This window comes from Candidatus Planktophila sp. (genome assembly GCF_040402315.1).
Lineage (GTDB): Bacteria > Actinomycetota > Actinomycetes > Nanopelagicales > Nanopelagicaceae > Planktophila.
The window spans coordinates 50,133-65,268 of sequence record NZ_JBBAMU010000004.1 but is presented as its reverse complement, the minus strand read 5'-3'; the positions used below and the strand labels follow the sequence as shown (position 1 = coordinate 65,268).

The following is a 15,136-nucleotide window of genomic DNA, read 5'->3' as shown; positions in this document are numbered from 1 at the left end:
TCGCCGATGATGAAACTGAAATTCTTCTGATCGGCCATATTGGCCATGAAGAAGTTGAAGGAACTGCTGGTGAAGCACCTGGCAAAGTGCGCGTTGTCGATGGCCTAGATGAAGCCCGCACCATCATTCCCACACCAGGCAAAAAACTAGTCTGGCTCACTCAGACCACTCTTTCAGTTGATGAAACTATGCAATCTGTTGCAATTCTTAAAGAACGTTTTCCTGAAATTGCCAACCCACCATCAGATGACATTTGTTATGCCACCCAAAATCGCCAAGAAGCAATTAAGGCAATTGCCCCACAAGCAGATCTGGTTATTGTCGTGGGTTCTACAAACTCATCGAACTCCGTGCGCCTAGTTGAGGTAGCGCTGGAATATGGGGCAAAGGCTGCCTATCTCGTTGACTATGCGACTGAGGTAAAAGATGAATGGTTTGAAGGTGTGGAAGTAATTGGTGTGACAAGTGGTGCATCTGTTCCGGAAATTCTAGTCAATGACTTACTTAAATATTTAGATGAGCATGGCTATGGCGATGTTCAAGAAGTGCGATCATCGGAGGAGACACTCCTCTTTGCATTGCCAAAAGAGCTACGCGCTGATTTAAAAGCTGCTAAGTAGAAAACCTCACCGCCCACGAGTTCTTAGCTGTTACTACTTATTTATAACCTGGAACTCTTGCATATTCACTCTTGACATATGGAATGCCTTTGGTTTTATACCAGACGTCAATTTCGACGCCATATATTGCTTGGAATGAATCCCGCCAATCTGTATCAAGGGAGAATGCTCGCCAGAACTCCATCATTTTTTCGAAACCACCATCTGCCATTAATACCTCCGAGAGAAGTAATCCCACCCCATAAGCAAATCGATATTTAAAGTCACAACCACCACTGAAATTACCTTCAAGGCTCTTTAGGTGAGTAAACCACTGGGAATCACTAAATTTTCGAATCTCAACACTGCCTCCCTGGTATGCATTCATATCCATTCTCTTGGCATCGTCGTACACACTGAGTCCATATTTTTCAGTTATTTGAAAGTTTGAAAATAGAGTTGCACTACCCTCACGCAACCAACATGGCATTTGATCCGTGCGATTCTTAGAGAGTTGTTGCTGAACTATATGAACATTTTCATGCGGAATCATCGCGTCATCTTGTATCGGGCGGGTTGAGCTTCGAAAAAATGAGAGATGGCTGGGGCCTGGCTGTGATGGCACAGATCCAGCATTTAATTGACTACCTTCTCTGTCTAGCCGCCCTTGATATTCGCGTGCTATATACCCATTTATATCCAAGTCATAAGTTTTCCACGCGTTAACCAACCACTCCAGTTCTTTTCCTGTAGCATAAAAAATATTAAACAATTCTGTGCCGTCATAAACACTTGTCCAATACTCCATAGCGAAATTCAATTCTGACTCAATTTTTTCTTTATAAGCTGGAATTGCGTTAGGGGAGTAGTGGTATCTAAAGAGGTCTTTAACGGGCTTAGGTATCATCGCCTTCTTCATATTTGCAAGAGAAAGTGATTGAACCGATTGCTTAGTTGTCGTTTCAACTTTCACACCCTTATTCCAAACCAATTTCTTTCCAGCTTTTACACATGTATGGGTTTTACTCTTAACTACCTCAGTAATTCCGGCTTTATTACATTTAGCGCCTGCTTTAGCCGCAGCACTTGCTGGGACAAAAGGAATTGATAGGCAGAGAGAAAGTATTGAGAAGAATGCAATCAGTCTCTTATTCATCTCAAAAGCCTATGCGGGAATTAAGTTATTACAAGAGGGTATTGGCTCGTATTTAACCTTTATCCGTTCAGTGCTAAACCTCAGGCAGCAGCTGCGCGCTTAGAGGGACGGTTCTTCGCCTTCTCATTTAAGAACATAAACCAGGCATAGAGCGCGCTGAGAAGTAGATATGGTGCGACGCTGGCGAGTGAACCGATGAAATCGATGCCGACTCTGGATATCGAAAGGCCGTTACTGAGAATAGTCAGCAAGAGAACTGTCGCCCCATAAGCAAGTGGTGGCGTAACAGCTGCAACATAACGAGTTCCGGTGCGGCCATAGTTGACGCCGCCATAGGTAACTAGGGCGATGATCAGACCAGAGATGATTCCAGGACCAGAGCGAATCCAGATTTCAAGTGATGTGAAGATAAAGATAAAAAGTGCTTGCAGAAATACCACACCTTGTTTTTTCAGTCCGGGGCCGTTAACGATTGGCTTTCGAATTGGCTGTGTGCTCATCTCTTACTCCTCTACTACTTCAACATCAATGAAATCATCGGGTGCATCTAAATCTGGGTTATTTAGCGCCCTTACATCTGCCGGAGATTCCGGATATTCAATTGCCAGCTTATCTTTATCGCCAGCTACGCCTAGTTTATTGATTCGCCGGGCTGGTGCAAGGACAGTCTTTTCCGCTGTGGGAATGAGATCTTCATATGCTTTAGATGTCTGATTAATTGCCTTACCCACCGCAACAATCTTGGTATGTAAGAGAGTTACGTTTTTTAGAAATGTCGCCGCCACCTTTGTGATGTCATCAGCGTTCTCGGCCAACTTATTACGCGTGAAGATATGGCCCACGGTGCGCAGCAGCGCCATCATCGATGTGGGAGTAGCAAGTGTGACCCCGACTTTAAATGCTTTCTCAAGCAAGAGTGGATCAAGGCGAAGTGACTCTGCCAGCAGCGTCTCAAAGGGGAGGAAGAGCACAACAAAGTCAGGGGAGTTCTGTGATTTGTGATAGCCACGCTTTGCAAGTGCATCAACATGCTTGAGTAAATCCTTGGTATGCAGCAAGAGCAGTTCATCGCGCTGCTCTTGGTCCTCTGTGCCAAATGCTTCCAGGAAGCGATCAAAGGGAAACTTAGAGTCGATAAAGAGCTTGGAACCACCTGGCATCGCCACCGTGATATCTGGAATACCAGATGAGTCAGAATCAGTTGTGGAACGCTGCGCCACATACTCGTGGCCTTCACGTAGCCCTGCTTGTTCTAGCAGAAGTTCCAGTTGTGCTTCCCCAAATTTTCCACGTGTTTGCGAACTAGCGAGTGCGCCGGCAATTTTCTTTGTTTCATCAAAGAAGGTAGTCGATGCTTTGCGCATCTCATCGATAGTTCCTACCAATTGCACCTCAGATGCAATTCTCTTCTCCGCTGCTTCCTGTGCTTGCAGACGCATGCGTTCGACAGTTGTCTTCATCTCTTCCATCTGTGTTGCAATCTTTGTTTCGTTCTCACTTTTGGCTTCTGCTGCCTTCAGGCGATCATCAGATGCCTTAAGCAGCACCTTCACATCGTTGAGTTCTTGGCTAATCGTTGATGTATTGCCACCGTTTGCGCCAGATTTAATTCTAGAAATCCACAGACCAAGTGCGAGCCCAAGAAAGAGGCCGAGAATTAGAGTTATTAAGGTCACCACTGTGCTGGACATGGGGCAATCGTGGCAGGAGGCACTGACAATCCCCCGTAGGCTGTCCTACTTATGAGCCTCTCAATTGGAATCGTCGGCCTGCCGAATGTCGGAAAGTCGACCCTCTTTAATGCTCTGACCAAGAACAATGTCTTAGCCGCCAACTATCCCTTTGCCACGATCGAGCCCAATGTCGGTGTCGTAGGCGTTCCGGATGAGCGGTTAGCAAAGCTGGCCACCATCTTTACTTCGGAAAAGCTACTGCCGGCCGCACTCTCCTTCGTCGATATTGCCGGCATTGTGAAGGGTGCATCTGAGGGCGCCGGCCTTGGAAATAAGTTCCTTGCCAATATTCGTGAAACTGATGCCATCTGTCAGGTCATCCGCGTCTTTACCGATGGCGATGTGGTTCACGTTGATGGTCGTATCGATCCTGCTAGTGACATGGAAACAATCAACATGGAACTTGCGCTCGCAGATTTACAGACAATTGAAAAGGCAATTCCACGCCTTGAGAAGGAAGCGCGAGTTTCAAAGGAGAAAGCCCCGGTTTTAGCGGCGGTCAAGGAAGCCAATGAGTGGTTGCAATCAGGAAAGCCGTTGTCACAGTCAAAGATTGATCGCGAACTTCTGCATGAGCTGCATCTTTTAACTGCAAAACCATTTCTTTATGTCTTTAACGTCGATGCCGCAGAGCTTGCTGACCTTGAACTGCGCACGAAGTTATCAGCCCTGGTTGCACCAGCAGAGGCAATTTTTCTCGATGCTAAGACCGAGGCCGAACTTGCTGAACTCTCTGATGAGGACGCGCTCGAACTCTTGCAAGCAATTGGTCTTACTGAACCAGGGCTAGCCACGCTTGCCCGAGTTGGTTTTGCTACTTTGGGACTACAAACTTATTTAACTGCTGGTCCAAAAGAGACGCGTGCTTGGACCATTCATAAAGGTGACACCGCACCGATGGCGGCCGGCGTCATCCACACAGATTTCCAAAAAGGTTTCATTAAAGCTGAAATCGTCTCTTTTACCGACTTGGTAGAAGCGGGCACAATGACGGAAGCGAAAGCTAAAGGCAAAGTGCGGATGGAAGGTAAGGAATACATCATGCAAGACGGAGACGTAGTGGAGTTCAGATTCAATGTCTAATAGCCCAGCACTTAATACCGCCAGAGCACGCCTTAATCAGGCTCACCTCAAGGATCTTCCAAAGAAGACCCGTGACAACCTTCGCAACGTTGCGATCATTGCTCACGTTGACCATGGAAAGACCACACTCGTTGATGCGATGTTGTGGCAATCCGGAGCTTTCGCTGCTTATAAGAAGCAAGAAGAAGGCCAAGACCGCATGATGGATTCAATGGATCTAGAACGCGAAAAGGGAATCACGATTCTTGCCAAGAACACTTCGGTAAGACGTGGTGACACCATCATCAACATCATTGACACACCAGGCCACGCAGATTTCGGTGGCGAAGTTGAACGTGGTCTGGAGATGGTCGATGGTGTTATCTTGCTCGTCGATGCCTCTGAAGGTCCACTGCCACAAACACGTTTCGTATTGCGCAAAGCGCTACAAAAGAATCTTCCCGTTATTCTCCTTATTAATAAGGTGGACCGCCCGGATTCACGAATTGCCGAAGTTGTCGATGAGGCATACGCGCTTTTTCTAGATCTTGATGCCAATGAAGAACAAATTGAGTTCCCTGTTGTCTATGCATCAGCTAAGGCAGGTCGTGCTTCCCTGACACGCCCCGCAGATGGTGGAATGCCAGTTGAAGAAAATCTGGATGTTTTATTTGACACCATCTTCGCCACAATTCCAGCACCGGTTTATCACGAAGGTGCACCTCTTCAGGCACACGTGACAAACCTTGACTCTTCACCATTCCTTGGACGATTGGCGCTATGCCGCGTGCACGAAGGTGTGATTAAAAAAGGCCAAACTGTTTCTTGGATTAAAACCGATGGCAGCACTGAACGGGTAAAGATTTCTGAGTTGCTGATGACTGAAGCACTCGAGCGGGTTCCAGCACTGGAAGCTCATCCTGGAGACATCATTGCCGTTGCTGGTATTGAGACAATTACCTTGGGTGAAACACTGGCAGATCTAGAAAACCCACATCAATTACCACTTATTACAGTAGATGAACCATCAATTTCTATGACCATCGGTATCAACACATCACCACTAGCGGGCAAGAGCGGCAAGATGCTTACAGCGCGCCAAGTGAAAGATCGTCTTGATAAAGAGCTCGTCGGTAACGTTTCACTTCGTGTTCTAAATACCGAACGTCCTGATACGTGGGAAGTTCAAGGTCGCGGTGAACTACAGCTCGCTGTGCTTGTGGAAATCATGAAGCGCGAAAGTTTTGAACTCACAGTGGGTAAACCACAGGTAGTTACCAAGATGATCAATGGAAAACTTCACGAACCAATGGAGCGCTTATCAATTGATGCACCTGAAGATTATTTGGGTGTGCTCACCCAGTTGATGGCGCTACGTAAGGGTCGCATGGAACAGATGGTCAATCACGGAACCGGTTGGATTCGACTTGACTACAAAGTTCCATCACGTGGCCTGATTGGTTTCCGGACTGAGTTCCTTACTGAAACTCGCGGAACAGGACTGCTGCACCATGTCTTTGATTCATACGAACCATGGTTTGGTGAACTTCGCACACGTGGCACAGGGTCCCTTGTCTCAGATCGCATCGGCGCCGTGACCTCATATGCACTGGCTGGAATTCAAGAACGCGGATCTATCTTCGTTGAACCCGGTGATGAAGTCTATGAAGGCATGGTTATCGGTGAGAACTCACGTTCTGATGATATGGATGTCAACTGTGTGCGCGAAAAGAAACTAACGAATATGCGCGCTTCCGGTACTGATGATTCAGAGAAGTTGATTCCACCTAAGAAGCTCAATATGGAAGGCGCCCTTGAATACTGCCGCGAAGATGAATGCGTGGAGGTAACTCCAGCAGTTGTTCGTATTCGTAAGGTGGTGCTCGACGGGCCAGAGCGCGCTCGAGCCACATCTCGAGCAAAGAAGAATAACCAGAGCTAATTCACCAGACTGAATCCACCAGCGTTAATTCACCTTAGGCTCACCTGACTTGTCACCGCCGTAGGGTTAAATAGCAACTATGAGTAAGCAGAACCCTTCATCACCGCTTCGCCTCGTGCGCAGTAGTGATGAGGGGTTTCTGCCTTTCTCGCAAGTACATCAACTCAGCGCCGAACAGATTGATGCGGTTACGCACCGCGAGAGCCCACTGATTATCTCTGGTGCCACCGGCACGGGTAAGACCACAGTTGTTATTGAAGCAGCACTTTCCCGTATTGCAGCAGGACAAAGCCCCGATTCAATTTTGATTATTGCCTACGGGCGCGAACGCGCATCTGAAATTCGCGATGCCATTGTTACTCGATCGGCCAAGACTGCACATGAACCACTAGCGCGCACATTTCACTCACTGGCATATTCAATACTTAAGATGAGCACGGCAGAGAACGTGCGTGAGATTATTTTGTTATCGGGTGCCGAGCAAGAGACATTTATCGCACAGTTACTTGAGGGTGATATCGAAGATGGCTATCAACAATGGCATGCCGACTTACAGCGCACCGAGCAATCACTAGGTGAGCCACTGCAGACGCAAGGATTTGTGCGCGAGCTACGCGATCTCATTATGCGCGCCAATGAACGTGGAATAACTCCGGATGAGTTAGCGCTTCGCGGCAAACAACTAGGTGAAAAATACTGGCCAGGGGCCGCGCAATTCTGGAAGCGCTACTTAGGTGCCATGACACTGCAAGAAGTGCTGGCTGGCGATGCCAAGGTGCGTATTGATCCATCTGAAATTATTAATACTGCAATTAATTATCTTCGCAGTAACTCAGAACTTCTGACAGAGCTGCGGGCACGATTTAGCACCATCATTGTTGATGAATTCCAAGAAAGTGATCCGGGGCAACGAAACTTATTACATCTATTAGCCGGGCAAGACCTCGTGATCATCGCTGATGCAGCTAGCGCTGTGGGCAGATTCCGTGGCGCTGACCCGGAAGGAGTTGTGGCAGTACTTGATTCATATCTGGCAAAGGGTGCAAAGAAGATTGAACTCACAACTAATTTCCGGGGCACACCTGGCACGCAAGCTGTGCGACTTCTTTCTGAATCAGAGGAAGCGCAATACATCGCGTATCAATTCAAGCGGGCTCATCTCATGGGCGGGGTCGCCTATTCGCAGATGGCAGTGATTGTGCGCTCACATGGGCAGAGCGCAGCAGCTATTCGCAGAGCCTTTGCCCAAGTCGCTATTCCCACCACAGGTGATGTGGAAGCGCTAGCTAGTAATGCTGCCATTGCGCCATTTTTGCTGGTGGCACGAGTGGCGACTGGCACGCAACCACTAAACCTTGATACGGCAGAGAAGTTACTCACCAGCGAATTCGGTGGGGCAACATCCGTTTCCCTACGTCGCACACGTGCGGCGCTACTAGCTGTGCGCGATGAAGTGCTAGATAAGCGCTCTGGCACACAACTAATTCTGGACGCCATCACCACCGGTGATGTTGCCATTGAAGACTCAGCCGAACTGCTGCGCATTTATCACCTCATAGATGTTGCAAAGAAATCTATTGCGAAGAAGAGCGCCACGATTCACGATCTTTTATGGGCAATCTGGAATAACTCGGTAAATAGCGAGAATGAAAAGATTTCCGAATCATGGCGCACAGCAGCACTTAAAGGCGGCTCCCGTGGCGCCACAGCTGATCGAGATCTCGATGCCATGATTCAACTCTTTGATTCTGCGGCTCGTCATATTGAACGTTTCCCAGGTGCTAAACCGGAACTCTTCTTACAAGAGATTGAAAGTGAAACAATTGTTTCTGACCTCATTACTTCGCGAGGTGTGCGCCCTGATGTTGTTGAAATACTTACTGTGCATTCGGCAAAGGGGCGACAGTGGCGCCATGTTGCAGTGGCTGGTGTGCAAGAGGGCACCTGGCCAAATTTGAAGCAACGAAGTTCTTTATTGGGCGCTGAACGATTGGTCGAGCGGGTACGACATGGTGATGAGCTTGCTCAAACTACGCTGGATATGATTGCGGCAGATTCACTTGCCCAAGATGAAGCACGTTTATTTCATGTGGCAACTACACGTGCCTCAGATTCACTGCTTGTTACAGCAGTTGCGCGCGAAGATCTCACGCCATCTATCTTCTTTGAAGATTTTGCGCACTCATGTGGGGCATCTGATGCAACAATTGAAATTCCAAGACCACTGACAGCACCAGCACTTGTTGCTACCCTGCGCCGGGAGGTATCTCTTACCGGGAACACCGGTGCAGCTGCGCTACTTAAAACCTTGAGCGCTAATGAAATACATCTAGCTGCGCCATCTCAATGGCTGGGAGCAGTGCCCATCACTACCAATGCACCAGTCATCGATGCTGGTGCACCGGTACCAGTTTCACCATCAGGGGCAGAGAACTTCACTGAGTGCGGCCTTAAATGGTTTTTGGAAAAGAGCGGTGGCACTGATGGCGATTCCACAGCGCAGTTATTAGGTTCGGTCATTCACGAATTTGCCCGCCTTAAAGTTGATGAACCGGCAATTACTGATGAACAACTGCAGCATAAACTCCTTGAGTCATGGCCGCTAATTGATGATAGTCAGGGCTGGATAAGCCATGCCGCCCTTGCGCGCGCACAAAAGATGCTGGAGCGATTCTCGGTATTTCACAGTAAGTCATTGGCTGATAATAACCGAAGCGTTGCTGGAGTTGAGCGGAGTTTTGAAATCACGGTCGGGCGAGCGGTCATTCGAGGAAATGTGGATCGGATTGAAGTTGATAGCGATGGCAAGCATTACATCATTGATTTTAAGACTGGTAAGAAAGAGATTTCCGGCGATGATGCCAAAACAAACTTGCAACTTGCTTGCTACCAGCTTGGAGTTGTTCTAGATGGCTTTGCTGAGAAGTTAAAGTCAACTGCCGTCTCTGGCGCCCAGCTTGTCTATCTGGCAAGTAAAAATAAGAGCTACAGCACCCGCGAACAAGATGCGTTGGTTGATGTTGAGGCCACCCAAACTATTCTGGAAGAGATTGCCGTTGGTATGGGTGGTGCCACATTTACTGCGCGCAAGAACGATATGTGTAAGGGTTGCAAGGTCAAACCTTCATGTCCGCTCTATCTTGAAGGTGCGGCGGTGCATCAATGATTGAGAAATACACACCTGATCAGGTAGCGAAGATGATTATCTCTATCGATCCCACATTCCATCTTCCATCTGATGAGCAGCGCCCCATCATCTCTATCTTTGATAATCCACTTGAGCCAGCTGTTGTCATTGCTGGCGCAGGCTCTGGCAAGACTGAGACTATGGCGGCGCGCGTTGTGTATTTAGTGGCCAATGGTTTCGCCCGCCCTGATCAAATTCTTGGACTTACCTTCACCCGCAAGGCCGCTGGTGAACTCAATACCCGTATTCGAAAGCGCCTGCGCCAATTTCAGCAGGCAGCAGATAAGCAAGGAATAGAGCGCACATTTAGCAGCCTAGAGACTGCAGTTACTACCTATCACTCTTATGCCGGGCGATTACTGAGCGAACATGCAATTCGTTATGGCATTGATGCTGATGTGCAGCCACTGGGTGAAGCAGCGCTCTGGATGTCTGCCAATAAATTAGTACGTGAGTGGGATGACGGCGTCTTTCATACAAATGATGCAGCAAGTACTGTGGTCAAAGATTTACTGGGCCTTACCTCAATGGTCTTAGAACATCGCGTGAGCGCTGATCAGATCCGAGGCGCCGATGAAAAAGTTCTGGAAGAACTTGCGCAGATGACGGGTGCAACTAATGAAGAGACACGTAAGGTGGCAAAAGTACTTAACCAGCGCATTGCCATGCTGCCAATGATGGAAGCTTTTTTGCAGGCACGTCGAGGATCAGGTGAACTCTCATTTGATGATCAGATAGCACTGGCCGCAGATATCGCCGTCAACTTTGCAGATGTCGGGGTATTAGAGCGTGCTAAGTATCCAGTTGTGCTTCTGGATGAATATCAAGATACGTCGCAATCACAGGTGCGTTTACTTTCAGCGCTCTTCGGTGGCGGCCATCCTGTTACCGCCGTCGGTGACCCCTGCCAATCTATCTATACCTGGCGCGGTGCATCTTCTGGAACAATTCGCGCATTTAATGCAAACTTTCCAAAGGCCGAGGGTGCTACCGGTAAGAAGGTATATGAATTACCGACTACCTATCGAAACGATAGATCAATTCTTGCTCTGGCAAATGAAATCTCGGCTGGCGTTCGAGAACTTGAAGGAATTAGCGTGGCGGCGCTAAAGCCGCGCACCGATGCAGGAGCCGGCGATCTCACCTGTGGCATCTTTGAAAATCTTGAAGCAGAGGCAGCTGCAATTGCTGAATACTTCGCACCGCTTTGGAATAACCCAAGCCGCTTACAACCGCACCTAAAAGTTCCTCGCACCTTCGCTGTTTTGGTGCGAAAGCGAGCACAGATAGCGCTGATTCAAGAGGCGCTAGCAAAGTCAGGAATTCCTTCGGAAGTCCTTGGTTTAGGTGGACTTGTGCATGTTCCGGAAATTGCAGATTTGGTAGCAACACTGAAAGTTATTAACAACCCAAGCGCTGGTGCATCACTGATGCGTCACTTAACTGGGCCACGCATAAACTTAGGTCCGCGCGATATTGCCGCCCTTGGTCGTTTTGCACGTTCGCGCTCGGAAGCGCTCTCATCTGATAGTCGCAGCATTGTGAAGAATATTGTTGCCGGAAACCCAGCATCGGCGGAAGCCGATGATCAATTTATTGGAAGTGTTATAGATGCACTGGATGAAATTGAGAAGTGTGATAAATCTAAGTTCAGTGGCGCTGGCTACCAACGACTTGCATCTTTTGCCTCCGACCTACGTCGCTTGCGTTCACGTGCGTCAGCACCCATTACTGATCTCATCGTTGAAATCGAACGCTATCTGAACTTAGAAAGTGAAGTGATGTTGCGAGATGGTGGCACACATGGCCGCCGCCACCTTGATCGCTTTATGGATGAGGCGGCAAAGTTTGCGCGCAGCGGGGGCTCACTTTCTGCCTTCTTGCAATGGCTCGATGTTGCAAGTGAAGAAGAGGGTGGACTCAAAGCCGGGGCGCCGGAGGCCGATGCCAGTGTGGTTCAGATTCTCACTGTGCACATAGCAAAAGGCGCCGAATGGGATGTTGTTGCAGTTCCAGGGTTAGCACAGGGGACATTTCCTGGTGCCAATGCCAGTGATCCTGATAACTGGATAACAAATGAACGCCATATTCCCTTTGCACTGCGGGCAGATGCCGACATACTGCCAACATTCTCGTGGAACGCTTCTGAAACTAATGCGCAAGCTAAAAAGGCAATAGATGCTTTTGCGCAAGAGTGCGTTGATTTTAAGATGCGGGAAGAGATTCGCCTTGGCTATGTTGCCATTACACGCGCCCGCACACACTTATTCTGTTCGACTTCGTTCTGGCGCGATGGCGCAAAACCTGTTCAACCATCTGTGCTCTATGAGAAGGTGCAACAGGTAGCAAGTCAGTGCGGCACAGTGCTCAGCGCCCCCACCGCACCAGAGAGCACCGAGCGAAACCCGGCCAAAGATATTGAGATCACAGCGCAGTGGCCACAAGATCCACTCGGAGATCGGCGCGCAGATTTTGATCGGACCGTGGCACTTGTTGAATTAGCTGTGCCGCTTAATCTCGATGCTCCTGCACCGGCTGAACTGGCAGAGTTGGTTGAGGATGCGCGGGCAATTATCGCTGAATTTGAAGAATTTAAGTTAGGTGCGCGCGATGTCGCCTTGCCACCGCGCCTTTCCACCTCCACCCTTATCGCGCTGCATGAAGATCCGGCAGAACTTGCTCGAAATATTCGTCGTCCGATGCCGCGAGCCATGGATGAGTACTCACATCGCGGAACAGCATTCCACTTATGGATTGAGAACCATTTCAATGCCAAAACGCTCTTTGATGATGAAGACTTTGATTTGATCACACCTTTTGAGCAAGACCAGAAACTTGAAGACCTGAAAACGAAGTGGCTGGCATCTGAGTGGGCGAAGTTGCAACCGCATGCAGTAGAAGTTCCTTTTGAAACCGTTATTGCTGGCGTGCTTGTGCGCGGTCGCATCGACGCTGTCTATAAGACCAGTAACGGTTTTGAAGTAGTTGATTGGAAGACTGGCTCAAAGACTTTAGGTGAATCCTCAGCGGTGCAGCTTGCGGTCTATCGCCTCGCGTGGGCTAAGTTGCAGGCGATTGAAGTTGAGCAAGTCTCGGCCGCTTTTTATTATGTGCCGATAAATAAAACAGATCGGCGCGCAAATCTTCTAAGTGAAGATGAGCTCACCGACCTGTTATTACTTAAGTAATTTAGATATCGAAGCGGTCCAGCTCCATAACCTTGCTCCAGGCAGCTACGAAATCTTGCACAAACTTTTTTTCGGAATCAGCACTTGCATAGACTTCAGAGAGCGCACGAAGTTCTGAATGTGAGCCAAAGAGTAAGTCTGCTCGGGAAGCGGTCCACTTAACCTTTCCAGTCTTGCGATCGCGCGCTTCAAAGAGCTCGTTCTCACTTGAAGTTGGCGCCCACTCATATTTGGTATCAAGTAGGTTGATGAAGAAGTCGTTTGTGAGCGCCTCCTTCTTTGATGTTAATACGCCTGTCTTTGAGCCGTCGTAATTGGCCCCGAGTGCGCGCAGACCACCGACAAGGACAGTCATTTCTGGTGGAGTTAATTCAAGAAATGCAGCCTTATCAACTAGTGCAATTTCAGTAGGGTGGGTGTCAGCTGCACTCTTGTAATTGCGGAAACCGTCAGCAGTTGGCTCAAGGTATCCGAATGAGAAGACATCTGTCTGCGCCTGAGTGGCATCTGTGCGACCTGGTGAGAAACGCACCTTGGTCTTCACGCCAGCCTTCTTTGCCGCCATTTCCACGGCAACGGTGCCGCCTAAGACAATCAGGTCTGCAAGTGAAACTTTCTTCGCTGATTTCTTATTGAAGTTAGCTTGAATCTTTTCCAGAACAGCAAGGACTTTCTTGAGTTCTTTCGGGTTATTTGCTTCCCAGCTGATCTGTGGCTCTAAGCGAATACGAGCACCGTTAGCACCGCCGCGCTTATCTGTTCCACGGAAAGATGATGCTGATGCCCACGCTGTTGTTACCAACTGCGCAGTTGTGAGACCACTGCTAAGAATTCTCTTCTTAAGGATTTCAATCTCAGTCTTACCAATTACTCGCTTTGGGCGAGCTGGAAGTGGATCTTGCCAGATGAGTTCTTCACTCGGAACAAGGGAACCGAGGTAGCGAACAGCTGGTCCCATATCGCGGTGCGTGAGTTTGTACCAGGCACGAGTAAATGCATCTGCCAGTGCATCGAGATCTTGCGCAAAGTGACGTGAAATCTTTTCATAGGCAGGGTCCATGCGAAGTGCTAGATCTGTCGTTTGCATGACAGGTGCATGTGTCTTGCCAGAAATATGTGCATCAGGGACAGCCTTTGCCGCAGATTCATCGGTTGGAATCCATTGAACTGCGCCACCAGGTGACTTGGTCTGCTTCCACTCGTACTTAAAGAGAGTTTTGAAGTAGTTGTTATCCCACTTAGTTGGAGTTGATGTCCAAGCACCTTCTAGGCCGCTGGTGATTGTGTCTGAACCTTTTCCAGTTCCAAATGAGTTCTTCCAGCCAAGGCCCATCTCATCGATGGCAGCGCCTTCTGGTTCTGCCCCAACGTACTTATCGGGATCTGCCGCACCGTGTGACTTACCAAATGTATGTCCACCAGCAATGAGTGCAACTGTTTCTTCATCATTCATCGCCATGCGCGCAAATGTTTCGCGAATATCTACAGCTGATGCAAGTGGATCTGGATTTCCATCTGGGCCTTGTGGGTTTACATAGATAAGACCCATCTGCACCGCAGCAAGGGGCTTTTCTAATATGCGATTACCTGAGTAACGTTCATTGGTAAGCCAAACTTTCTCTTTACCCCAGTAAGTCTCATCTGGCTCCCAGACATCTTCGCGTCCGCCACCAAAACCAAAAGTCTTTAGCCCCATTGATTCAATTGCGCAGTTACCAACAAGAATCATGAGATCTGCCCAAGACAAACTCTTCCCGTACTTTTGCTTAATTGGCCAAAGCAGACGACGAGCTTTATCAAGATTTCCGTTATCGGGCCAGCTATTAATAGGAGCAAAACGTTGCAGTCCATCACCTGCGCCACCGCGACCATCGTGTGTGCGATAGGTGCCTGCGCTATGCCAGGCTAAACGAATAAAGAATGGACCGTAATGTCCGTAATCTGCCGGCCACCACTCTTGTGATGTGGTCATAAGCGCTTCAATATCTTTCTTTACCGCTTTGAGATTGAGCTTTGAGAATTCTTTGGCGTAATCAAAATCTTCACCCATCGGATCAGAGACCGGAGAGTTTGCGCGCAAGACCGAGAGATCTAATCTATTTGGCCACCAGTCAGTGTTATATGTGCCAGCGGTATTGAGTTGGCTACCGGAGTATGGGCACTGCGCCGTAACAGATGAGGTAGGAGATGCAGTTGTGGTCATGGTCGTTCCTCCAGTTAAGAAAAGCTACAAATAGACTGACTACATACGAGCTCAGGTTAGCCGAAG

At 48.6% G+C, this 15,136-nt stretch carries 8 protein-coding genes and 1 pseudogene; 5 read left to right on the top strand and 4 right to left on the bottom strand.

Features of this window, described 5'->3' with window-relative positions; genetic code table 11:
* Nucleotides 1-620 (top strand): annotated as a pseudogene (locus tag AC9UEP_RS01725) (4-hydroxy-3-methylbut-2-enyl diphosphate reductase); the annotation flags it as partial.
* A 37-nt stretch (nucleotides 621-657) separates the two neighbouring features.
* Here AC9UEP_RS01725 and AC9UEP_RS01720 read toward each other — a convergent pair.
* From AC9UEP_RS01720 to AC9UEP_RS01710, 3 genes are all read right to left on the bottom strand, one after another.
* On the bottom strand, nucleotides 658-1,755 hold the full coding sequence (locus AC9UEP_RS01720; protein ID WP_509543449.1) for a hypothetical protein: 1,098 nt from the start codon (nucleotides 1,753-1,755) through the stop codon (nucleotides 658-660).
* Between the two features lie 80 nt (nucleotides 1,756-1,835).
* Nucleotides 1,836-2,255 carry a hypothetical protein gene (locus AC9UEP_RS01715; protein WP_509543447.1) on the bottom strand — a complete coding sequence of 140 codons (420 nt, stop codon included), beginning with the start codon at nucleotides 2,253-2,255 and terminating at the stop codon, nucleotides 1,836-1,838.
* Nucleotides 2,256-2,258: 3 nt separating this feature from the next.
* The gene (locus AC9UEP_RS01710) at nucleotides 2,259-3,446 is read right to left on the bottom strand and encodes a DNA recombination protein RmuC (protein WP_509543446.1); all 1,188 of its coding nucleotides are present in this window, start codon (nucleotides 3,444-3,446) and stop codon (nucleotides 2,259-2,261) included.
* 51 nt (nucleotides 3,447-3,497) lie between these two features.
* Here AC9UEP_RS01710 and ychF point away from each other — a divergent pair, with 51 nt between their 5' ends.
* From ychF to AC9UEP_RS01690, 4 genes are all read left to right on the top strand, one after another.
* Complete coding sequence (ychF, locus tag AC9UEP_RS01705; RefSeq protein ID WP_509543444.1) at nucleotides 3,498-4,571, top strand: redox-regulated ATPase YchF; 1,074 nt, start codon at nucleotides 3,498-3,500, stop codon at nucleotides 4,569-4,571.
* Nucleotides 4,564-6,492, top strand: a complete 1,929-nt coding sequence (gene typA / locus AC9UEP_RS01700; RefSeq protein ID WP_509543442.1) for a translational GTPase TypA — start codon at nucleotides 4,564-4,566, stop codon at nucleotides 6,490-6,492. Before ychF ends, typA begins: the two co-directional genes overlap by 8 nt.
* Before the next feature lie 79 nt (nucleotides 6,493-6,571).
* Complete coding sequence (locus tag AC9UEP_RS01695) at nucleotides 6,572-9,658, top strand: ATP-dependent helicase (protein ID WP_509543440.1); 3,087 nt, start codon at nucleotides 6,572-6,574, stop codon at nucleotides 9,656-9,658.
* Entirely contained in the window at nucleotides 9,655-12,867 is a 3,213-nt protein-coding gene (locus tag AC9UEP_RS01690) for an ATP-dependent helicase (protein ID WP_509543438.1), read from the top strand. Before AC9UEP_RS01695 ends, AC9UEP_RS01690 begins: the two co-directional genes overlap by 4 nt.
* Nucleotide 12,868: 1 nt before the next feature.
* Here the strand turns inward: AC9UEP_RS01690 and katG are convergent, their stop codons facing one another.
* Nucleotides 12,869-15,070 carry a catalase/peroxidase HPI gene (gene katG, locus AC9UEP_RS01685; RefSeq protein WP_509543436.1) on the bottom strand — a complete coding sequence of 734 codons (2,202 nt, stop codon included), beginning with the start codon at nucleotides 15,068-15,070 and terminating at the stop codon, nucleotides 12,869-12,871.
* Nucleotides 15,071-15,136: the final 66 nt, after the last annotated feature.